The sequence below is a fragment of the Acaryochloris sp. IP29b_bin.137 genome (genome assembly GCF_028285745.1).
Taxonomy (GTDB): domain Bacteria; phylum Cyanobacteriota; class Cyanobacteriia; order Thermosynechococcales; family Thermosynechococcaceae; genus Acaryochloris.
The window spans coordinates 1-22,208 of the sequence record NZ_JANQOP010000076.1 but is presented as its reverse complement, the minus strand read 5'-3'; the positions used below and the strand labels follow the sequence as shown (position 1 = coordinate 22,208).

Genomic DNA, 22,208 nt, shown 5'->3' with positions numbered 1-22,208 from the left:
GGGTCTTGGGGTGACCACATAGAAGACATTGCATCAGGGAATAGGATAACTCAACTCCCTATAGGTTTAACAAACCCACACTTTTTTGATGCACGACCTATGCTTGATATCTTCTAAAATTGTCTCAATAGCATCTACAACTTTCTGGCATTTCTGTGGATCGAGGGCATCGGGATGAGGTGAAGAAAACTGACCTTTATCGTTATCGAAATACTGGCCAGAGGCAGCTGCAAATTCATCTGCTAGGGCTGCGCGATTCAATATGTCCGCGCCAATCCGCAGATCCCCTCCGGCTACGCCAAAGCCCTCTTTTACCATCTTGCTCCCCAGCATGGACCCAGGATTGACGGCGATGATGGTGAGGCCATCCCCCAGAGGGGAAAGGGCCAAACTGCGAGACCACATGGTCAGGGCCAGCTTACTTTGGGCATAGGCAGTAAAGGCTTCGGTGAGCTGAACTCGTCCAGTTAAGGCCTCTAGATTCACTGGAGACTGGGCTGCGGAAGATACGTTGACGATCCGTCCAGAGGTGGGAAGCAGCGGGCGGAGTTGCTGGGTGAGGAGATAGGGTGCGATCGCATTCACAGAAAAACGCACATCCAGCCCGTCCAGCGTCACGGTATCAGGTGTTTTAAAGACCCCTGCATTGTTGATCAGGACATCCAATGTAGCGTGGTTTTCGGCCACCGCCTGGGCCAGTGAAACTACATCAGTCATCCGAGACAAATCGGCAACATAGCTGGCAACACTACCCGGTAGAGCGGAGAGGGTTTTTGCGGCGGCCTCCAGCTTGGTGGGATTGCGTCCATGCAACAGCACTCCGTGACCTTCTGAGACCAATAGTTTGGCTGTTTCTAAGCCGATGCCATCGGTAGAACCGGTAATTAAAATCGTTTTGGTCATGGTTTTGGCGTCCTTAATCACTGCAGGCCGTAAATTCTGGCAAGATATCGTCGGCCAGACGTTTTAGGGTTGTTTCGATGTCCGCTTGGTTAAATCGCAGGTTCAGCGCTACATGGTTCATACCGATTTGTTCCAGGGATTGGAGATAGGCCCGCAGATGGTTGACTCCTAATCGGAATCCCAGATGAATCGGTTGTGGTCGGGTGTTGGGGTCTTCGGTGAGATCTACATACAGTGGTTGCATGATCGGTTTGTCTGCACCGTCTATTGCTTCAACCCGTGTCCGCACAATCGCGAATAATGCGTGCTTGCATCACCGTATCGCGTGGATAGGTCATCCAGCCGTCCCCGTTTTGTGCGATCCACTCAGGGGCTTGCTGACTGCCTCCCGTAATCAGTAGGGGCAGTTTGCCCGAGGTGGGTTTAGGCAGCATGTCCATTCCACCCGTCAAATGACCAAACTCATTATCAAAGGTGGGAGATGCTTGACTCATCTGCCGAATGTAGTCAAAGCTCTCTCGAAACGCAGCCCCACGATCGCTAAAGGAGCGGTTAAGGGCTGGATACTCCTCGGGTCGATCTCCCGAAGCCACCCCCAGAAGTAGCCGTCCCCCTGACATCACATCAACAGTTGTGGCGGCTTTAGCGACATGGGCTGGATGTCGCAAGGGCAGAATGATACTGGCTACTCCGAGGGCGATGCGCTGGGTTTGGCCTGCCAACAATCCCAGATAAACAAATGGGTCGTAGGTCTGCCCGGCATCTCCAAAAGAGGGCACGTTGAAGGGCACATCCCGTAACCACACCGCCGCAAACCCGAGGGCTTCGGCTAGCTGAACCCGTTCCAGGTGACGTTCCAGGGTGGGGACGGGTCCCTTTGCATAGGTCTCGATCGGCACCACGAGACCGAGGCTTAATCGGTTGGGACGGAATACGGCGTTGTAGGCCCGATTAATGGGTTGAAACCCGGTATCTTCCACAGGCTTGAGAGTCTTGCATTCTGTGTTCATTATTGGATCTCCTGCACACTAATGACCATGTCTTGCCAATTGTGTTGGTTGTTCATGTCGAACTGGGCACCGTTTTCATCTGCCCAGGTAAAGCGCTTTAGGGCCGGGGTCTGGCTAGTAGCCTGATAGAGCCAATAGGCTTCTTCCTGCAGGGCTTCATCAATGGGTTTGTCAATGGAGGCGTAGACGGTTTGTTTGCAGGCGTTGATCGATTCAGCGGGCCAGAGGGCAATTCGGTTCGCCAAAGCTTCCACAAACGGGCCAATCTCTTCTGGGGCGAGGGCTTTGTTGATGGTGCCATAGGCTTCGGCCTGGTCCGCGTCAAAGTCTTTTGCACCTAAAATAATTTCCAGGGCTCGCCCTAGGCCGATCTGACGAGCCATTCGCGATGCGCCACCGCCACAGGGGAGGATGCCCATGGCAACTTCCATCTGCATAAATTTGGCTTTACCTCGGGCGGCGAAGCGCATATCGCAGGCCAGGGCAAATTCATGGCCGCCACCGCGGGCATAGCCTTCGATCTTGGCAATGGTAGCCTGGGGCAGCTTGCTGATCCGTTCTAGCACCACCTGTAAATCAAGGAGCTTGACTTCGTCGCGAGAGACTGAGATCGCAGACATGTCTTTGAGAAAATTCGTGTCGGCATGGGCCACAAAAATTTCGGGATGGGCGGATTGAAACACCACGACTTTGATGGTGCGATCCGTTTCCAGCCTTTGAGCCAGCATATTGAGATCGGCCAGCATCGGTAGGCCCTGAATATTAACGGGGGGATAGTCGAAGGTGACCCACGCGATAGCGTTTTTGATTTCAACGTTGAAAGTGGTGTAGTTCATTTGCGATTTCCTTATTTAGTGATGAATTGGGATGGTTTGTTTAGGTGTGTAAAATTTGCGATCGCACCTTCGATTCCTGCCGACCATCGGACCCAAAGCCTTCCTTGAAGCATGGGTAACCACTTCACGGCTAAGGCTTTACGTGAATCGACTGGAATATGACTGATGGTTGCCCAGGTAAAATTGGCGCGGTACTACTTGGGCTACGACGAAACGACGTTATATTTGCCCTGAGCACGCACGTAGATAACGCACTCTTCGTTAGCTGTGCAGGAGACTTGATGCACCGTCTCTCCTTGCGAGCCAAAATAGCTGCCTGGCTCTAGGGCGTTGGTCTGACCCGAGTGGAGGCTGGGTTGCCCCTGAATCACAACCGCACGGAAGGTCGAGGATTGGCTTTGTATTTCTCCCGTAAATCCAGTGGGCAGTTTAATTAAGGTGCCGTTTAACTGGTCCTCCTGGGGGTTACCCCAGAGAAAGGCGACCTTGGCTCCGTCCGGCATTTCAGGCTGATCGACCCAGGTGATATTCGAGGCATTCAGCCAAACTAGATTCGATTTATCGACATTAACAGGCCGTTCGCCATTATCAAACGCTGCTTCTGGTGGGTGGACGAGATACGGCCCTTCCTCAATCTCTATATACGCCAGGTTGTTACTATCGTCGGCAGCGGTAACATGCACTTCTCCGGCGGGTTGGGTCCAGAAAGACCCTGCTGGTAACCACATTTTATGAGCATCTGGATCATCGTTGTGAAGGAGGCCCTGAATAACCATGCCCTTATAGGTGACATTGTGAATATGAGGGGGCGACGAGAAGCCGTCCACAAACTCAACAAGAAAGCCGGACGGCCCTGAGCCAGTGCGATCACCCCAAAGCTGGCCTGCCTTTGGGCTTTTGTCGCCACGGGCGGGGTTAAGTGGTCCCCACTGAACATCAGACATTAGGAGGATCTCGGCGGTAGCTTTCGGTTTCGGAGCAAGGCCTTGGGATGAAACCAGCGTGTTACCCAGGACGGTAATGAAGAAGGCCAGTGCCAGGATGAAAACTGTTTTTATATTTCTGATGTTGAGCATTTTGATTCCTCCAAGCGTGTGAAACAATGCAGTCCCCGAGGCTCCCAGGGGTCCGCGATCAACTCCAGTGGGCTATCCCCGAATAAGGTTTAATCAGTTGCCGCAAGTCCATCCAACACGGTCTTACCAATGGCCTTGCCGCTTTCTTGGAATTCATGGGCAGCTTGCAGATTTTCAATATTGAGACTGCCACCATGATGATTGACCGTCGAGATCAGCGTGCCATTGTCAAGTAACTCTGAGACTCGATTCAGCAACTGATGCTGGACGTCCATATCCTCGGTTTGGAACATCGACCGGGTAAACATAAATTCCCAGCTCAAAGAAATGGCCTTGGTTTTGAGAGATGCCACATCCAGGGCGCCCGGATCATCAATCAGAGCCATATGTCCCCGGGGTTTAATCAACTCCCGAATGGCGGAAAAATGTTTGTCCGTGTGGGTTAGGGCCGCTACATATCGGGGGGCAATGCCCAAGAACTTCAGTTCTTCGTCTAGGGGGTTACGGTGATTAACTACATAATCGGCTCCCATTTTCTTGACCCAAGCATGGGTATCCTCGCGAGATGCCGTGGCAATCACAGTCAGCCCTGTGAGCTTCTTGGCGAGCTGAATCAGAATTGAACCCACTCCCCCCGCACCGCCGATCACGAGGAGTGCTTCCCCGGTGCCTTCGCCTTCTTTAAGCCCGAAGCTATCAAATAGCATTTTCCAGGCTGTAATACTGGTCAGGGGGATGCCAGCGGCTTCTGTAAACCCCAGGGAGGAGGGTTTGCGACCCACGATTTGTTCATCGACGACCTGAAACGGGGCATTGGTCCCAGGGCGAGTAATGTCGCCGGCATAGAATACTTCGTCACCAGGCCGAAACCGGGTCACATCTGAGCCTATTTCCTGTACGACCCCAGCAGCATCAAACCCCAAAATGCGAGGTTCACCATCGGGTTGGGCACCGGCCCTCAGTTTGACATCCACCGGATTCACTGAAACACCCCGGACCTCCACGAGTAAATCCTTTGGGCCCGGTTGGGGCGTTGCTGTTTCAAATTCGATCAGGACATCTGCTGCTGACCCCGCATCTTTGTACCCAATGGCTTTCATTATTTCGCCTCCTTTCGAGTTATTGGACCGTTATCCGCATGATAATTATTTAAATTAGAAAGATAAACAGGCTTTTAGCGAAATAATAATTCGGATATTTTTGATAAATGGATATTTTGTCCCTCCGTTTATTTCTCAGGATTGCTGCCCGCGGCGGGGTCTCGGCGGCAGCGCAAGATCTTTCCCTATCTCCTGCCAGTGCCAGTGCCCGTCTGGTGAAACTCGAAGAAACGATTGGCTTTCGGCTGTTTAACCGCACGACCCGAGCCGTCTCCTTGACCACTGATGGTGAGGCATTTTTGCCCTATGCCCAGCAGATGATAGAAACTCTAGAGACAGGACTGAGTGCCGTCAAGGGACAGGGGGCAGAGGCGGAAGGGGTACTGCGAATTACCATGCCTGGCTCCTTTGGCCGAATGTATATTATTCCTACCTTGGCTGAATTTCACGCCCGCCATCCGCGGGTTAGTCTGGATTTACGGCTATCGGATGAGGTCTTGGATGTGGTGGAAGGGGCCTATGACCTGATTATCCGCAATGCCCCCTTGACCGACAGTAGTCTGATGCTGCGAAAGCTAGCCGCTGATCGACGAATTTTGGTTGCTTCTCCCACCTATCTTGATCGGTATGGTACACCTGCAACCCCTGATGATTTGGTGAACCATCAATGTGTCAGTCTGGCTGAAGTGACGAAGTGGAAGTTTAGGAACGGACAGGTCATTAGTGTTCCCCACTCGTTTATGGTCAACGACGGTGAGGCTCTGCGTAAAATGCTGGAGCAGGGGCTGGGAATTGGCATCAAGTCTGTCTGGAATGCCAGTGAAAGTTTGAAATCTGGGCTGTTGGTTGAGGTATTGCCGAATTTCCCGCTGATGGTAGATGTCTCGATTTGGCTCCTATATCCCAGTCGCCGAATTATTGCCCCGAAAGTTTATGCCATGATTGATTTTTTACTTGAAAGGTTCCAACCAGTTCCACCATGGGAGTGTTAGGCAGGAGTAGGGGAATCGCGTCGCCAGCCTACACAAATGAAATTCTAGCCCACTGTAAACATCTACAGTGGTTCGGGCTTTTCAACGTTATCAGTCTTTCAACTGGCCCCTTGGATAGGGTTTATAGCAGCTTAGGATTTTTGAGAAGCATCTTGATCTCTTATAGAAAGGCATTCAGGATTAGCAAATGTCCTAACCCAGGCTCGGGTTGCTATATGTGCTGTCTAATGTTGAAAATCATTCAGATTGAGATGTTTACTTTCTTTTAAAAAAGAGCTACTTATGTTGAAGTGACCTGTTCCAGATTTTTCTGCTTCCAAACAGGAAGAGGTTTATTCCTAAAGTTTGGATATTGTCGGTCAACTTGATGGGCTCGATACCGAATCCAAGGAAAGCCCAGCTGTACCATCCGCATCGTACGAGCTAACTTTTGGGGATCAACCAAATGTGTGGTGGGGAGAGACTGCCTCATTTCTTTGAAAACTAAGCCAAGAGGGACATTAACTTCATCTTGGAGCTGTAAAAAACGGATTAATACATTTGTTGAAGTGGACATGAGAGAACCAATCCCACTTCTGCCTTGAGACCAGCCAATAAAATACAGTCCCTTATAGTCTTCCAGAAAAGAACCACCGTAACATTTGACAATTGCGCCCTCGACCCGTTGCAATTCTGGGGGCAAAAAAGGATAGGCCACATAATATCCCGTGGCACAAACAATCAAATCAAACTGATCCCGTTGCCCATCTATGAATTCGACCTCATTTCCTGCCAACCGCTGTACATCAGGACGGGCGGTCAGCCGACCATGCTTCAAGTAATATGGAACTTCGGTATTGACGGTGGGATGCTTGGTAAACAAGCGATGTTTGGGTTTCGCTAATCCATAATCAGCATGCAAACCGAATGCAAGGCGAATTACGAGATGTGCAAGCAAGCGCTGGAACCATTCCGGCATCCACCATTGCATAAAATCTGCCGCTGGTTTTCCTGCAAAGGTTTTGGGAATAAACCACACAGAATCTCGCATGCTGATCGTACTCTTGGCACCGACACGAGCTGCTTCAGCAGCAATATCACAAGCAGAGTTGCCAGCTCCAATCACTAAAACTCGCTTCCCTCTGAGCTGGTCTGGATGTTTGTAGTCTTTAGAATGGATGATCTCCCCCTCAAACTGTCCTTCAAACGGGGGAAACCGTTTACTCCAGTGGTGCCCATTGCAGAGCAACACCCCTTTATAGAGTCGGGTCTCATTATTGTTAAAGGTGACTTCCCAAAGATTGTGTTCTACCGGACGTACATAGTGGACGGTGCAATTGAGTTGAATTTGTTGGCGTAGATCAAAATGGTCTGTAAAAGATTGCAGATAATCCTGGATATTCTGCGCGCTGGGAAAGTCAGGGTAATCCGCAGGCATAGGGTAATGGGTAAACTGCGTAATCTTTTTGGATGAAACGATATGGGCCGTTTCATAAACACCATGATGCCAATTGCCGCCAATATCATCACTGGCATCCACTTGGTCATAGGCCATGCCTGCTGCTTTCAAGGCCTCGGCCATCCCTAGGCCGATAAACCCTGCACCAATAATCAGATATTTGTCAGAGGTTGTTTGCACGGATTTGCGGAGAGAATAAACTGCGTTAAGACGGATTTTGGAAGGGTTCAATGATCCGAGTGCTACTCCACTGAAGGAATCTTGGCATATATCGTTTCAGTCGGGTTAGAACTTGGCCTTGCACATCAGGAAAGACTTCTGCTTTGTTTTGCTGAATGCCCCGAACCGTCGCTTGCATAATTTTATGAGGATCTGTCGTTAGCCAGTTGGGCAGGTCTGTTGTCCCCTGAGCAAGGGATCCAAAGCTATCTGAGTGGAGAATAGGCGTCCGACTAAAAAAGGGATAGACCGCTGTAACCTTAACGTTAAAGTGTTTGACGTCGTTTCGTAACCCTTCACTTAAGCCTCGCAAACCAAACTTGCTGGTGGCATAGGCGGTTAACCCCGAGGGGGCCATCCATCCCGCAACGGATGAAATATTAACGATATGACCGCGACGACGGGCGATCATCTCCTTAACCAACAGATTACACAATCGCATCGGTGCAAGTAAGTTAATCTGCATCATTAATTCCCAGTTCTGGGCTGGGATCTCATCCATGCGTCCATACATGGCAATGCCGGCATTGTTGATTAAGATATCGATGGGATAACAGAGGGATTGCACCTGTTGGTATAGAAACTTGCACCCATCTTCTGAGCCCAAATTCGCAACAATACTGGGAAGGAGTTCTCCTAGGTGGGTGTGCTGGTGAAGTACTTCTGACTGCTGCTCAAGCAAGTTAGCGTCGATATCCGTGCGCATAACTCGGCTGCCTGCAGCTAATAATAACTGGGTCAGTTCTTGGCCAAATCCTCCAGTGGCCCCGGTTAGCAGAACAACGGCATTGTTCAATTCGGTCATGGGTAGACCTATGATAACTGTGATCAGATTGTAAAAGATGTATTGATGTCAGCGAGACCTCGCGAAATCACTTTTATGATCGGGAGGCTTACTCCTAATCACCCCAGAGGCAGTGGATGGATTTTCAAATCCGACCGGCGCAAAAGCAAGATCTCGCTACTATTCGGGCTTGGGCGGTACAGGAGTCCTGGAATCCTGGCCGCTATGATTTGGAGGTGTATTGGCAACAAAATAGTTTGTTGGTGGGTTGGTTAGCTGATCAACCCATTGGCTGTATTTCTGCAGCTGCCTACGATGCAGACTTTGGTTTTTTGGGCTGCTATTTGGTGGATTGTCGTCATCGAGGTCATGGCTATGGCCGCTTCCTGTGGGAAAAGGCCATTTCCTCCCTGCCTTCTGGCTGTATTGGTTTAGAAGGAGCGGTGGCGTTGCAGGAAACCTATCTGCGTCATGGGTTTGTTAAATCCTGTTTGCATGTGCGTCATCAATTGTTATCTGGTGCCAATGGCACTATTGAAAAGCCTTTGCAGCCCATTCATACGATACCGTTTGAGCAGGTTTTGGACTACGATACTCGCCATTTCGTGGGGATGCGATCGCACTTTCTGAGGCATTGGCTAGCCAGCCCCAAAATGCAAGGTTGGGGATATATGCAAGCGGGACAATTACAGGGCTACGGTCTGATCCGACCAGCGGAAATGGGCTATCGCATTGGGCCGCTCTTTGCCGATTCAGCGGCTATTGCCCAGACGCTGCTCGCCGCTTTGTGTACCGTCCCTCCCCCCAATCAACCCATCTTTATGGATGTGCCGACCCTTAATCACCAAGCCAAACAACTGATGAAGGCGGTTGACGCGATTCCACTGTTTAGTAACTGTCGAATGTATAAAGGGACCTTCCCACAACTGCCACTCCAAGAAATCTATGGGGTCACGACCTTAGAAATGGGCTAGTCCTTCCCCTCAGTAGAGATCAAAGGGTTGTCCGCAATACCGTGCCGGATAGCGGATGTGCCCTTTGGGTATAAGACTTACGCCCGTAAGCTGAACCGTAATCTGTTCCTAAACCGAAATACCACTTTCCCTGAAATTGGGCAAAGGAACGGGCAAAGGTGTCAGATTCAAACGCAAGAATGGCGCACCACTGATGGCGATGGCTCGCTTGGCGCACCCGAATAAGAAAGCTTTGCTGGCCTGTTTGGTTGCGGCGTTCGCTGGTGAGAACATACAATCCTTGGGGGGTTGAGAACAGATCCCAGGGCACTTCATGGGCGCGCAAAGCTATTCTCTGCACCTTTGTATTCAAAGGATCTAGGGATTGAGCCACAAATAAGCCCGGCGGCTGGAGGTGAGGATCTGCTCGATTCAAGATTTTGGTCCCTTGAACAGTGTGGGAAATATAGCGGGACCTATTACTTATATAGGCTAGTTGGGATTGATGGGTCGCAGTTTGAGTGATCTGCGTCGCCTGGGTATGTTCAGGAAAGAGTTGTTTGAGATCTAGGTCTTGTCGTTGCTTGGGAACTAATGTCTGATCCACCTGCCAGGGACGACCTCTTGAAAAAATATAGAGCGAGGATTGGAATAGAACCATATGAGCGGATTCGCGTCTCAGGCTGCGAACATCTTGCCAGGTCCGCCCTCCATCCTTAGACGTTAATAAGTAGCCGCGATTATCCGGTCGTCGAATAACGGCCCATAGCTGGCGGGCAAAGCCCTGAATTGCCCAAACATGCACCCCCCCTGGGAGAGTCCGGAGTTGTTGCCAATTGGTTGCACCCAAGCGATAAATACTGCCAAATTTCCAGTTCTCCCGTGCATCAATCCCCGGGGTATAGAGGGTTTGATCGATGGCTTGGAAGGTTTGAATCTGTTCTTCTGGTGCAACAAAATCAAATTGAAAGGTTTCGGAGGCTGGATCAAAATACCAGAGCGGGATAGGTCCCTGATTATGGTTACTATCCCCATGCCCTAAATAGAGCTGTTGTTGAAACGGAAACATCACCCAAACGTTGCGCGCATAGGGGTCCGATTTTTTATGTTGGCTGGTGGTAAAGGGGGAGCCGACCATCTCTAAGCGTTGCGTAATATCAACGGTTGGGGTCTGCGTGCAGGCTTTAGGGACGGAGGACGCAACATCAGACTGGCGGAGCCAGTGCCAGCCGATGGCCCCTAAACTCATCCCTGCCACAGCCAGACCAAAGAGGTTTCGTCGATAGTGCCAAGCCATAGCAGTTGCTAACCGTACAACATTTCGATCTGGGCGAGAGGAGAAAAGGCCAATCAATGGCTTTCGAGTATATTGTTCCAACTGTTCTGCTGTTTGAACTATCAGGATTCTAATCCCTGCGTCCAGGGGCTAACTTCAGTCAATATCGTGTGGGTAGTTTCAACTTGCTCCTTATTAATATCTCTATGCTTGCAACATTTATTTACATTTTAGATTAAATATGTTACATTTATTTACATAGCAATTACGGAGCACACACATATGACTGCTAATGGATATATCTCAGACGATCGCGGTCGAATCGATCGATTTGCTGTTGAGCCCAAAACCAATGCTCAAAAAAAGTCAATCTTCGGATTTAACAAAGATGCAGAACGTTACAGCGGACGTTTAGCCATGATTGGATTTTTTGGCATTTTATTATTTGAACTAGCAACCAACATGACATTTGTGCAAATTGTTGCTGGCACATAGGATTGCTTAATTTCATCGGAGTTAAGACTTAAGAAGAACGAACCATAAGCTGAAAGAACAGCAGCCCTTTCAACATAGCCCCCAGCATAGTTGAGAAGCTCAGCTTGTTACAGTAGATGATTTCTGCCTAGTCTATGAGCGATTGTGCACCCAACAACCGTTTGGCAGTGACACTGAAGAAATGTGGGCTTCTCAACTATACAAAAATCGGGGACTCTACACTGTTCCGAACCCAGATTAATTGCGTCAGCTCAGGATCTTGTTTTATGACTTCCAGGGTTAAACGCGAAACTACTTTTAGACAACTGTTAATTCCCCTTTAAAGCGCAGCAGCATAATTACTTGTAATCAACTATTTTTCTTCTTGATCAGGATGTAGGCATTCGCGTAAGCAGGAAGGGTGCTGATATGTTGCTTGAATTGATCATGGCTGGGAAAAACCCCTGCTAAGAAATCGAGCTGATATAGATTGGGCAGGAATGCTCCGCCAGTATCTGCGAGAACACCCATATTCAACTGCTGAACTCCTCCGGTATTGTGCTCCAGCATAATAATTTTGCCTAAGCCAATATTCAAAACGTCACCCGCAAAGGTTACACCGGGCCGAACGGCAATTTTTGCCCCTGTTTTAGGACCATAGCCTCTAATGGCATCGACCTGCTTGAAATACCAATAGCGTTTCTGTTGCCGTTGCGGCAGCCCCCGGACGTAGGCGATACCATTGTTGCGATCGACATTGAAGTAGGCGGATGAGCCATCCTTAAAGCGAATTAAAATGGTGCCTTGGAGTAAGGCATCCTCTAACCCTTGGCGAGTGAGATAAGCCAGGGGGGTAACTTTGCCCTGCTCCTTGCCACCCGGTTCATACAGACCAGTAAGAACATCCTGCTTGGAGTATTTTTGAAAGAATTTATCAACCGCAAATTCTGGTTTGAGTTGGTAGAGGGGGGTATCAAATTCCGCTGTTTTTGTCCGCGACCCTTGATGAGCAAAAACGGCATATTTGGTGATCCGCAACTGATTTTGGTCAGGTTTTTGCGGGTTGTAAGGTTGCCATTTTATGACTTGGAAATGGGTGTTGATAAAGTTCGGATCTTTGAGTCGGGAAGGGCGCTGGAGGGCAATATCCTGTTCCAGGACAGTAATCATAAAGGCCAAAGTGTCTTGAATATCCTGAATGGTGACGCCGCCTGTTCCTAGAATCCCTTCCCGGAGCGCAGTGGGATCAGTTTGACTATGATTGTCAAAATAAGCTTTGACATTATTGAGGACGGTTAATAAATCGGCTTCGTTGAAATCAACTGGATGATTGGGCAGATAGCTGTTACTAAAAAGCTGCTCCCCGGTGATGTTGAATTGATCTGTTTTGGCTTCATCAATGACCGCATAGGGGGTACGAGAAAACGCAACTTTCTGGATTGCAGGTTTATGCTTTGACGTGGACTCACCTTTCGGTTTAGTTTTGTCCGTGCTTGGGGATGCTTCGGAATTAGGCACTTGAGGAGACGAATCAGGTGCACTGATGGATGACGAAGAGGACTCCGATGGATCTTCTGGATCGGTCAGGATAATAGACCAGGCAGCCGCATCCTTGCGGGTTGACGAAGGCTTGATTTTCTTGGTATTGGCTGGAGATGTGGGCGGAGAAGGTTGCTTTTCGCTGCCCACACAGCCACTCAAGGACGATAAAAAGAGTGCTAGGACTACAAGATGGAGCGGTAGGTTTAATGGCAGAAACGAGCGCATACTTTAGATCTATCCCTGAGGATTTTTCTGGCAATGATGATTATTAAATGAGTGACTGAGTTGAATCGTCAAGACACCTTTGTGAATCCCTCGATCCAACGCCCGTTTTTAAGGTTCACAAATGGCTTTACAAACTGACAATTTATACCCATGAATTCTAAAAAGAATGTGCGGAGGTGCGATCGCATCCACACTACCCTGTAGGATAATTTCCAAAGATTAAACCTTAAAAACGGTTCCCTCTTATGGTTAATCCTAACGATCCGAATTCTGAACCCGATGGGGTCTTTCCTTCAGAGCCAGGCTCGGACCCCAGCAGTTCTGAATCCGGTCCCATTTCTGATGAATTATTTGATTCTTTATCGGAATTGTTAGGGGATTCACCGGCCACAGACGAGCCAGCGTCCCTGCCAGATATCGAATCGTGGTCTGACGAATCTGAGACAATCGCCGAATCTTTATCCTCCTCAGTTGAGGACTCCGGCGAGATCCTCGAAGACCCCACATTAATCCAAATGCCAGAGGAAGAAGCACCGTTAGCGGAGGAAATCTGGGCCATTGATGACCGTCCCTCGGACAGTTCCGCTGCGAGCGAGGCAGAGGATACAGAGGCCGTCAGGGCAGATGTAGGGGATACCCCTGTCCCGGCGGACCCTTGGGCAGATGAATCCGAAATCCCCCTTGCTACTTCCCCCATCGATCCTGACTTACCCATTGATTTAACCCCGGACTTGGGTGAATCACCTGACACAAGCCTGCCCGATCTAGATACAGTAGCCTCTGCAGAACCCTCCGACATCATCTCCGATCCTTGGGCTGATCCGACCCCTGAAGAACCCACACCAATTGAATCCATTGGCGATCTAGATACAGTAGCCTCTGCAGAACCTTCCGACATCATCTCCGATCCTTGGGTCGATCCGGCTCCTGCAGAACCCACACCAATTGAATCCATTGGCGCAGGTCTGGAAGATCAAACCTTGATTCAAGTGCCAGATATACAAACACCCAGTGAGTCCCCTGCGGAACCCCCGCCAGATTCACCCCCAGCAGAAACCCCCATGCCTGAGCCTTGGGCGGATGTATCTGAATCATCGATACCCGAAGAAGCTGTAGCCGCAGGTCCTGGATCAGAACCAGACATCCCCACTCCAGAAACGGCAGAATTTTCAGAACCGGCGCTTGACATTCCTTCAGTTACTGATTCCATTCCTGGGTCAGATGCAGATGTCGCCCTGCCTGATGTTCCATCAGAAGAAGGCTTACTAGCAGACTCTCCTGGGTCGGGAGAGGACTCTCTTTTCCCAGAGGAGGAGACGCCTGTTTCGATAGATGCACCATTTTCAAGCAGTGTGGAGTCAAGCAGTGTAGAGTCAAGCAGCGAGAGCTTAAGCAGTGAAGACTCACCCCCAGCCCCAGAGATCCCCCCAGCAGCCGAACAATCTGCTGAACAGGAAAGCGAAGAGACCCCCATCCCTCCCAGTCCAGAGTCCATTGGCGCTTCTGAAGACATCCCCACGGGAGGCGATGTCCCCCTGTCTAGCTTCCCCTCAGAAAGCAGTTCAAGTCCATCAGGTGCCCTTGGTGGTAAGTTGCCCCTCAATCGCTATCAGGCGGTTGGCCTGTTAATCGCATTATCCGCTTTAGGGACGATTATCTACCTGGGAGTGACCGGTAACCCGCAAGATCCATCTCTGCCAGGGCCATCCCCATCTTCACCTGCTTTATCGCCCGGCGATTAATCTTAAAAATACTCCTTTTCTAGCCCAGATTTAGGGACAACCGTCACCAGAGGGAAGCGGCTGATTCAGGACCACCTGAAACTCCGCTTGCAATTTGGCTTTTAACTGCTGCAAAAACTCATCTCGCTGAGCAAACTTCTCGGTTCGTCGGGGTTTCCGATGCTCATCCAGAATCCAACCAAAGTCACTCCCCAACCGCAACGCCTCACCCCAATCCGCAATCGAAACAATCAGCTCCTCTGCCGGAGCGCAATCCACCCCAGCCACTCGAAACACATAATTAAAATTATTTTGTTGTGCTGCCGCCACCGTCGAAGATTGTCCATAGGCTGCCAACTTCTCCTGCATCTGAGCCACCAACTCAGGGTTCTCAATTTCCGTCAGCGTCCGTACGCAGAGCGTCATCGCAAAGTAAAACTCCTCCACTGACACAAACTCTAATTGCATCGGCCTTTTCCCTCTCCATCGTTCGGCAATTCCCCCCTCATACTGACAGATTCGGGCGGTAAACTAAAATGAGTAGCTTTCAGTGACCAAAACTCTATGACTGGGCATTTATTATTGGTAGACGACGAGCCAGGATTGCGGGAAGCTGTGCAAGCCTACCTCGAAGACAGCGGCTTTACCGTCGATGTTGCCAGTAATGCCAAAGCCGGATGGGAGCAGTTACAGCAGCGAATTCCCGACCTCGTGATCTCCGACATTATGATGCCCGAGGTCGATGGCTATCAATTCCTCAGCCAAATGCGGGAAGACCCTCGGTTTATGCGATTGCCCATCGTATTTTTAACGGCACGGGGGATGACCAAAGATCGGATTGAAGGCTACAACGCCGGGGTGGACGCCTATCTCTCTAAACCCTTCGACCCCGACGAACTCGTTGCCATCGTGACTAACCTGCTGTCCCGCAAAGAAGCCAAAGATGCCAACGCCACCCCTGATATTGCCGATTTAGCCAACCAGGTGGCCGAAATTCGGGCCATCCTGATGAACCGCGCGCCCTTGCCCACTCCCAATACCCCCACGATCAAAATTGACTTTACGCCTCGGGAACAGAGCGTTCTCGATCTGGTAGCCGAAGGGCTGATGAATAAAGAGATTGCCCGTCGGTTAGAAACCAGCGTTCGCAATGTCGAAAAATACGTGAGCCGACTTTTTAGTAAAACAGGCACCAATAGTCGGACAGAACTGGTACGCTTTGCCTTGGAGAACGGTCTGACACAATAGCTTATGAATACCCTTTGGCAGACATTGACCTTGCACAACATCCAATCTCTTCAATGGCGACAAGGCAGTCTGTTCTGGCGGCTGCTCAACTTCCTTCGCCAATGGCGACAGGGTAGTTGGCTGCTGCAATGGCACCAGGAAATTGGGGCCTTTTTGCTAACAGCAGTTTTTGCCTTAGCTCCCTTCGTTCCCAACAATTTAACGGGGCTCCTAGCGATTGCCTGCGGGGGGTATTGGTTGCTGCTGACCCTCTCTGATGACCTGAAACCGAGTCGATTTTCCCCTATCTATTTACTGGTGTTTCTGTTCTGGGGGGTGTCGGTGATTGCCACGGTCCTCTCTCCTGTGAAGATGGCCGCAGCGTCTGGGTTGGCAAAGATGACTCTGTACGTTTTTGTGTTTGTACTGGCGGAACGGGTGGTGCGATCGCATCGGTTACGGTCTTGGCTGATCACCGTCTATCTTCATGCGGCGATTATTGTTTCCATCTATGGTGTCCGCCAAAAATTCTTCGGGGCAGAAGCCAACGCCACTTGGGTCGATCCCACCTCGACGACCGCCGATGAGGTGAGAGTCTACAGCTACCTGGGCAATCCAAACCTGCTGGCCGCCTATATCTTACCGGCCATTATTTTCTGTATCTGCGCTTTGATTGCCTGGCAGCGTTGGACCGCCAAGGTGTTGGCCGCGACGATGCTGATGGTTCACAGTGCCTGTATGTACTGGACTGGGTGTCGAGGTGCATGGATTGGCCTAGTTTTGGCTATTTTTATGATGGCCATGATGACGTTGTACTGGTTATTGCCCTATCTACCCCAGTTTTGGCAGATGTGGATTGTCCCCCTGACGATGGGCACGATTGTGGGGGCTGTTGCCTTAGGGATGTTGTTTGTCACTCCCCTGCGGGATCGGGCCTTGAGCGTCTTTTCAGGACGGGCCGATAGCAGTAATAATTTTCGGATCAATGTTTGGGAATCCGTGCTGGAGATGATTCAGGCGCGCCCGATCTTGGGGATTGGCCCGGGCAACGTGGCTTTTAACCGGATTTATCCCTTTTTTCAAAAGCCCAACTACCATGCCCTCAGTGCTTACTCGATTTATTTGGAAACCCTGGTTGAAACGGGCGTTATCGGATTTGCCAGTTTGATGTGGCTGGTCGCTCTGATTTTCCAGCAAGCCTGGGTTCAGTTTCACAAGCTGCGACAACTGCAAAGCCAGGAAGTTTGGTGGTTGGTGGGAGCGATTGCCTCTATTGTCGGCATGCTGATCCACGGGTTCGTCGATACTGTGTGGTATCGTCCTGAAATCAATACCCTGTGGTGGTTAACGGTGGCGATTGTGGCTAGCTATTATCGGCAGGCCGCTGCGGTAGATACCGCCGTATCGCTCTGAGGAACGGGCAAATCTCGAACCCAGGAGAAACTATTTAGATTTCTGGGGCGTCAGAAGATGTACCGATCGGTTGTTGAATCTCTCTGAACTCCTTGTAAGGCAGTGTTACTTATGAAATCTAAAATCAGACTCCTACCTACAACTTTGGCTTCGGTGGTCTTGCTGGGCTCAGGACTGGGCATCGATTCTGCCCAAGCCCAGTTTTCGGGTCGGCGACCGCGTTCTTTCCCAGAAGCCGCAGAACGGTGGGGCTACGAGTGCAAGCGTGAGCGTCGCGGCTACTTTTGCAAAGCGGATAATGATCGGTTTGACGACGACCGCTTTGACAATCGACGAGACCGACGAAGCGATCGCTGGCGGTTCAATAAAGGTCGTCTGTATGAAGGTAAAACGATACGGACCTTTGCAAAGAATCGCGATCGCATCGTCATTCGCAAAAATGATGATCGGGATCTCACCCTCTACATCAACGAAAATATTCGAGCCGACGATACGGGGCGCGTGATTATCCCTCGCAATAGTCGCATCGAAGGCCGTCTGCGTCCCCGGGATGGAGGCATCGTCTATGACGCTAGGCGGATCGTTTTACCCAATGGCCGTCGTTACAATTTGGATGCCTATTCTGAGATTGTTTATCCCAATCGCCGAGTTGCCTCTCGCCGCACCCGAACCTCTGAGGGCGTCCGAGATGTCTTAGCCACGATTTTGGGCGATCGCAGACGCGAAGAGGTCCTTGATCGACGGGATGATGATTATCGTAGCAGTCGCGATCGCGATCTCGTCGTCATCTACCCCGATCGCGATTTGGATTTGCGCTTAAGAAAGGATCTAAGAATCGATTAGGCAAAATAAACTCTGAACCGCAGTAAGCTAACCTTTTGCAAGACTGTTGCAAGCCAACCCAAAAGGGTAGAGGCTTGCAGCAGTCTCTTTTTGAATGTCTAATGGCAAGGATTTCATCTTTCTGAGAACTGTCCTGATGGGTACCACAGGCGGGCAACCTAAGGGCACAGAATTAGGGAACTATTGTGACGCCCATTGAAGTTGGCATCATCGTACTTATTTTATTCTGTGCCTTGTTCTTATGGCAGCAGTCAGGCTTTAAATGTCCCCTCTATATTCATATTCTCGGGGGTTTGGCAACGGCGATAGGTGTTTTAGTGGCGAGCAATATCGAACCTCATACACCCATCAATGAGTGGTGGCTTTTGGGCAAATGGTGGACTGTGTTGATCATGCCTGCCTTTGTATACGGTGGCTTTGCCGTTTATGGCATCGCCATCTACGCAAAAGACGATTAGCGGCACATTTAAGTCAGAAAAGCGTTTGATTTCTTATGCATATGCATACGCTTACGGCTAGACGCCTATGCCAGTCATTAATGCGATCGCAGAACGTTAAAAGCCATCTCACCCTCTGGCTCCTAATTGGCTGAGGCTAAAATAGACACGGCCTTATTGTGTCAACCCATAATTTTGTTTAAGAGAACTCCAATATGGCAGAAAAGCAATCCCAAAGCCTAACTTTTGGAATAGTGTTCTTGCTATTTGGCATCTTGTTCGCTTTTCTCATCTATTTGCGACCCGATTTACTTCAGGTTCCAGCATGGATTGCCTATGCCAGTGCGGGGGTTTTTGCAGCCTCAGGATTGTTGGTATTTACTGTCAACCTCAACAGGCTGGATCTACAAAAGCTGCTGATATTGCTTTTGGCCTTGCTATTGTGCTTGATCTCCGGGTGGATTGCATTCGGGCCAGGGCTAAGGGAATGCTCGGTTCATGGCGTTGGGGGATGGACTCAGCAAAGCGGCTTAGCCTGCCGTATCCCTTTTGGCCTCGGCATGCTTATACCGGTCACGCTTGCTTGGGCAGTGATTCGCTACGAAGCGCCGAGCAAGGGCGCATAGAATAGACCTCTTGCATAATTGAGCTAACGATATGGTAGCGGACTAAAAAAACAAGTCAGATCGCTGCATAAATTGAATCAGTAACACATCATGAAACGAATATTGCAAGAGGTCTAATATCTGCACTAAAGCTTTTTTTGGACTGTCATCCACTTATTTCCACAATCGCTTCCACCAGGGTTCAGGTTTAGAGTTTTGGAAATCCATCTTTTTACGAATATCCTGAATATTCCAGCCAGTCAGCTTAGCCAGGGTTTGAGCTTCCTTTTCAAACCGAGCTGAGAGCGAACGCTTGTAACGACGGCCCGCCGGACAATCCGCCTCTTGCTTGTAAGGATGGCGCATCACATAGCGTCCTTGAAAGAACTGACGATTGCTCGTTTCTTGAAACATCAAATCTTCAGGGAACTTATCGCGGCTATAGCGAACATGAAGTCGGGTGATAAATACGCCCGTCGAACGAGGGGGAACCACAAAATCTCCTTGAGGCCGCTCTGGCAACCAGAACACGCCTGCTTTACGCAATTCCTCTGGGGTCAGTGGCGTTGCGGAGCAAGGATCACAGCTACCCATATCCCAAGCATATTCTCGAAAAGCGACCCGCTTACCGGCTTTGGCATGGGCATTCTCAAACATTGCGGTATAAAAATTGCCAAACTCGTCTTTTACAAATTCGGGGATCTCAGCATCCGTGGGGATATTGGCGGTGCGATAGTTGACCAGCTCAGCTTGTCCCTTGGGAGAGAGCAAATAGACAATCAAGTCTTGTTCTGCATTGGCATTGATCATGCCTAGCCGTATCGGCAGCATAAACTTGGGCGAATCAAACGCCATCTGCAAAGGCCGCAGCTTCTGGAATTCAGATTTCTCAAACTCTTCTAAGTTGACCTTGGCCACGAAGAACTTCATATTTTGGCGAATATAAGGCTTGAGGAGCGACCGTGCCCCGCGAGGAATTTTGTAACCATTGCGGTTAAGCCAGGTCTGGAGCCCATTGGATTCCTTGGCACTCAGAATAACAATGTCATATTCCCCAACACTGAACTGGGCTTCGATAGTCACCCCTAAATCAGCTTCAGATCGAGACTCTTGTGGCATTGCCGCAGCGGGTAAACGGAATGATTCCCGATCAAGAGAATTACGAAAAACTTGGCAGGGATTTTCGTCAAAATATTCCACTAATCGGGGGGCAGAAAAATCATCCAGCCGTTTCAAAATCGTGGGATCGCCGACATGAATCTGGTTTTCCTGCAAGAGGACGGGGACGGGCACCACCATGGCAAAGTCTTTTACATCCCCTTTGAAATCGTTAGCCATGGTCAAGACCGTGCGGCTGCCATCTTTTGCGATCGCAACCTGAGATGCCTCGTTATACAAAGCCGTATCGGCTTTAGCGACATAAAATCCACAAAAGGCCAAAGCATCAGGCGACAGGCTAGTCCACATCAGCACAACCACCAGACAAGCACTAAGGAAACGTTTAATTTTCATGATCCCAAGAAACCGTCACTGAATTTCGGTCTATGCTAGCTCAACCTTTTCAGCAGACTATCTATCGTTACAAGAATTGCAACAACCAAAATACGGTTCAAGGTTAAGCTCCCACCAGTGCTAAGCGGTATGCATCTCCACGAGAACGATGGCCACTTGGAGCTGATGACTATGACTTGGTCGTTTTCTTCGCAGTGGTCTTTTTCGCTGCCGTCTTTTTAGTCGTCGTTTTCTTAGCGGTAGTCTTCTTAGTTGTTTTTTTCTTCGTGGTTGATTTAGCGCGACTCGTCTTTTTCTTGCCCTTCGTCGAAGCTTTCTCTGCTAACAATGGCAGAGCCATCTCCAAAGTCACGTCTTCAACTTTTTTCCCTTCAGGCAAGGAGACATTCGTCTTATTGTGCTTAATATATGGGCCATAGGGACCGTCATACACATTGACGGGTGCTTCATCTTCTGGATGATTACCCAGTTCTTTCAAGGCTTTTTTCGTTCCCCGGCGTCCCCGAGTGCCTTTCGGCATCGCCAATAATTCCAAAGCTCGCTCAAATGAAATGGTGAACAGATCATCCTCTTTCTTAAGTGACCGATAATCTTTGCCTTCTTTGCCTTGGTCATGAACCACATAGGGACCAAACCGACCCAGGCCCACCTGCACTTTGCAGCCGGTATCCGGATGCTGCCCCAACAACCGGGGCAAAGACAATAACTCGACCGCCATATCTAAAGTCACCGACTCCATCGCCACTCCCTTGGGCAGAGAGGCTCGTTTGGGCTTTTTATTTTCCTCAGTCACATCTCCCAACTGCACATAAGGACCATAAGCCCCCAGCAAGATGTAGATGGGCTCTCCTTTCTCGGGATGGAAGCCTAGTTTTTCAGGGCCTTCCAGCTTTTGTTTAAGGAGCTGCTCAATTTGCTCTGGCGTCAAATCCGCTGGCGTCATATCTTTGGGTAAAGACGCCTTAACGGGCTTTTCCTCATGCTCTGTCTCGATATAAGGGCCAAAGCGACCAATTCTCACCTTGGCTTCCAGATTATCCAGATCAATGGTTCGAGCCTCACCTGGATCAATCTGATCCTGTCGGGTTTTGACTTGGGTTTCCAGACCTTCATCCCCCAAATAAAAGTCACTCAGATATGGCAGCCACTCGACTTCCCCCGTCGAGATACCATCCAGTCTTCGCTCCATGCGCGCTGTAAAGCTGAGATCCACTAAATCTGGAAAATGCTGCTCCAACAAAGCGGTGACAGCAAAAGCAGTAAAGGTGGGCACCAAGGCATTAGCCTGGCGTTGAGCATAGCCCCGGTCAATAATCGTACCGATCACACTGGCATAGGTACTGGGACGGCCAATCCCTTCCTTTTCCAGCATTTTCACCAGCGATGCTTCCGTAAACCGGGCTGGCGGCTGGGTCTCATGGCCGATGGGGGAAAGCTCTGTGCACTCCGGCGTATCCCCTTGCTTCAGGGAAGGCAGCAGCACCTCTTGATCGTCCAAGGCGGCATCGGGATCATCGGACCCTTCCACATAGGCCCGGAAAAAACCAGGAAAATCAATACGCTTACCCGTCGACCGGAACCCAGCATCTTCAACTTCTAGGTGAACCGTAATGTGGGTTTGG

The 22,208-nt window shown here is 49.9% G+C and carries 20 protein-coding genes and 1 pseudogene; 9 read left to right on the top strand and 12 right to left on the bottom strand.

Annotated elements, in window-relative coordinates:
* Window positions 1-66 precede the first annotated feature (66 nt).
* The 5 genes and pseudogenes from Q0991_RS05730 to Q0991_RS05705 all read right to left on the bottom strand — a co-directional run bounded on the left by Q0991_RS05730 (window position 67) and on the right by Q0991_RS05705 (window position 4,925).
* Entirely contained in the window at window positions 67-903 is an 837-nt protein-coding gene (locus Q0991_RS05730; RefSeq protein WP_299486327.1) for an SDR family NAD(P)-dependent oxidoreductase, read from the bottom strand.
* A gap of 13 nt (window positions 904-916) precedes the next feature.
* Window positions 917-1,913, bottom strand: a pseudogene (locus Q0991_RS05720) (LLM class oxidoreductase).
* On the bottom strand, window positions 1,913-2,749 hold the full coding sequence (locus Q0991_RS05715) for an enoyl-CoA hydratase/isomerase family protein (RefSeq protein WP_299486321.1): 837 nt from the start codon (window positions 2,747-2,749) through the stop codon (window positions 1,913-1,915). Before Q0991_RS05715 ends, Q0991_RS05720 begins: the two are co-directional and overlap by 1 nt.
* A 203-nt stretch (window positions 2,750-2,952) precedes the next feature.
* A complete protein-coding gene (locus tag Q0991_RS05710) occupies window positions 2,953-3,825 on the bottom strand; it encodes a DUF4437 domain-containing protein (RefSeq protein WP_299486319.1) in 873 nt (290 codons plus the stop codon).
* An 89-nt stretch (window positions 3,826-3,914) separates the two neighbouring features.
* Window positions 3,915-4,925, bottom strand: coding sequence for a zinc-binding alcohol dehydrogenase family protein (locus Q0991_RS05705; RefSeq protein WP_299486317.1), 1,011 nt, complete (start codon window positions 4,923-4,925; stop codon window positions 3,915-3,917).
* Between the two features lie 107 nt (window positions 4,926-5,032).
* Between Q0991_RS05705 and Q0991_RS05700 the strand changes: the two genes are divergently transcribed.
* Complete coding sequence (locus Q0991_RS05700) at window positions 5,033-5,917, top strand: LysR family transcriptional regulator (RefSeq protein ID WP_299486315.1); 885 nt, start codon at window positions 5,033-5,035, stop codon at window positions 5,915-5,917.
* A gap of 280 nt (window positions 5,918-6,197) precedes the next feature.
* Here Q0991_RS05700 and Q0991_RS05695 read toward each other — a convergent pair whose 3' ends face one another.
* Both Q0991_RS05695 and Q0991_RS05690 read right to left on the bottom strand, forming a co-directional pair.
* Complete coding sequence (locus Q0991_RS05695; protein WP_299486313.1) at window positions 6,198-7,535, bottom strand: NAD(P)-binding domain-containing protein; 1,338 nt, start codon at window positions 7,533-7,535, stop codon at window positions 6,198-6,200.
* A gap of 25 nt (window positions 7,536-7,560) precedes the next feature.
* A complete protein-coding gene (locus Q0991_RS05690; RefSeq protein ID WP_299486312.1) occupies window positions 7,561-8,379 on the bottom strand; it encodes an SDR family NAD(P)-dependent oxidoreductase in 819 nt (272 codons plus the stop codon).
* A gap of 116 nt (window positions 8,380-8,495) precedes the next feature.
* On the opposite strand from Q0991_RS05690, the gene Q0991_RS05685 reads away from it, so the two are divergent.
* Window positions 8,496-9,332, top strand: coding sequence for a GNAT family N-acetyltransferase (locus Q0991_RS05685; protein ID WP_299486310.1), 837 nt, complete (start codon window positions 8,496-8,498; stop codon window positions 9,330-9,332).
* 19 nt (window positions 9,333-9,351) lie between these two features.
* Here Q0991_RS05685 and Q0991_RS05680 read toward each other — a convergent pair whose 3' ends face one another.
* Window positions 9,352-10,689, bottom strand: a complete 1,338-nt coding sequence (locus Q0991_RS05680) for a hypothetical protein (RefSeq protein WP_299486308.1) — start codon at window positions 10,687-10,689, stop codon at window positions 9,352-9,354.
* 180 nt (window positions 10,690-10,869) lie between these two features.
* On the opposite strand from Q0991_RS05680, the gene Q0991_RS05675 reads away from it, so the two are divergent.
* A complete protein-coding gene (locus Q0991_RS05675; RefSeq protein ID WP_299486306.1) occupies window positions 10,870-11,082 on the top strand; it encodes a chlorophyll a/b-binding protein in 213 nt (70 codons plus the stop codon).
* A 348-nt stretch (window positions 11,083-11,430) separates the two neighbouring features.
* Here Q0991_RS05675 and Q0991_RS05670 read toward each other — a convergent pair whose 3' ends face one another.
* The gene (locus Q0991_RS05670; RefSeq protein WP_299486304.1) at window positions 11,431-12,828 is read right to left on the bottom strand and encodes a hypothetical protein; all 1,398 of its coding nucleotides are present in this window, start codon (window positions 12,826-12,828) and stop codon (window positions 11,431-11,433) included.
* 245 nt (window positions 12,829-13,073) lie between these two features.
* Here Q0991_RS05670 and Q0991_RS05665 point away from each other — a divergent pair, with 245 nt between their 5' ends.
* Window positions 13,074-14,570, top strand: coding sequence for a hypothetical protein (locus Q0991_RS05665; RefSeq protein WP_299486302.1), 1,497 nt, complete (start codon window positions 13,074-13,076; stop codon window positions 14,568-14,570).
* Between the two features lie 30 nt (window positions 14,571-14,600).
* Here Q0991_RS05665 and Q0991_RS05660 read toward each other — a convergent pair whose 3' ends face one another.
* A complete protein-coding gene (locus tag Q0991_RS05660; protein ID WP_299486300.1) occupies window positions 14,601-15,017 on the bottom strand; it encodes a hypothetical protein in 417 nt (138 codons plus the stop codon).
* A gap of 96 nt (window positions 15,018-15,113) precedes the next feature.
* Between Q0991_RS05660 and Q0991_RS05655 the strand changes: the two genes are divergently transcribed.
* From Q0991_RS05655 to Q0991_RS05635, 5 genes are all read left to right on the top strand, one after another.
* Window positions 15,114-15,797, top strand: a complete 684-nt coding sequence (locus Q0991_RS05655; protein WP_299486298.1) for a response regulator transcription factor — start codon at window positions 15,114-15,116, stop codon at window positions 15,795-15,797.
* Between the two features lie 3 nt (window positions 15,798-15,800).
* Complete coding sequence (locus tag Q0991_RS05650) at window positions 15,801-17,189, top strand: IctB family putative bicarbonate transporter (protein WP_299486296.1); 1,389 nt, start codon at window positions 15,801-15,803, stop codon at window positions 17,187-17,189.
* 111 nt (window positions 17,190-17,300) lie between these two features.
* Entirely contained in the window at window positions 17,301-18,032 is a 732-nt protein-coding gene (locus Q0991_RS05645) for a hypothetical protein (protein WP_299486294.1), read from the top strand.
* Between the two features lie 185 nt (window positions 18,033-18,217).
* Window positions 18,218-18,490, top strand: coding sequence for a hypothetical protein (locus Q0991_RS05640; protein ID WP_299486292.1), 273 nt, complete (start codon window positions 18,218-18,220; stop codon window positions 18,488-18,490).
* A 194-nt stretch (window positions 18,491-18,684) separates the two neighbouring features.
* Window positions 18,685-19,095: a hypothetical protein gene (locus tag Q0991_RS05635; RefSeq protein ID WP_299486290.1), complete on the top strand. Its 411-nt coding sequence runs from the start codon at window positions 18,685-18,687 to the stop codon at window positions 19,093-19,095.
* A 153-nt stretch (window positions 19,096-19,248) separates the two neighbouring features.
* Here Q0991_RS05635 and Q0991_RS05630 read toward each other — a convergent pair whose 3' ends face one another.
* Complete coding sequence (locus tag Q0991_RS05630) at window positions 19,249-20,586, bottom strand: DUF2330 domain-containing protein (protein ID WP_299486288.1); 1,338 nt, start codon at window positions 20,584-20,586, stop codon at window positions 19,249-19,251.
* 169 nt (window positions 20,587-20,755) lie between these two features.
* Window positions 20,756-22,208 (bottom strand): topoisomerase C-terminal repeat-containing protein (locus tag Q0991_RS05625; protein ID WP_299486286.1); only part of this gene is annotated, 1,453 nt, incomplete at its 5' end.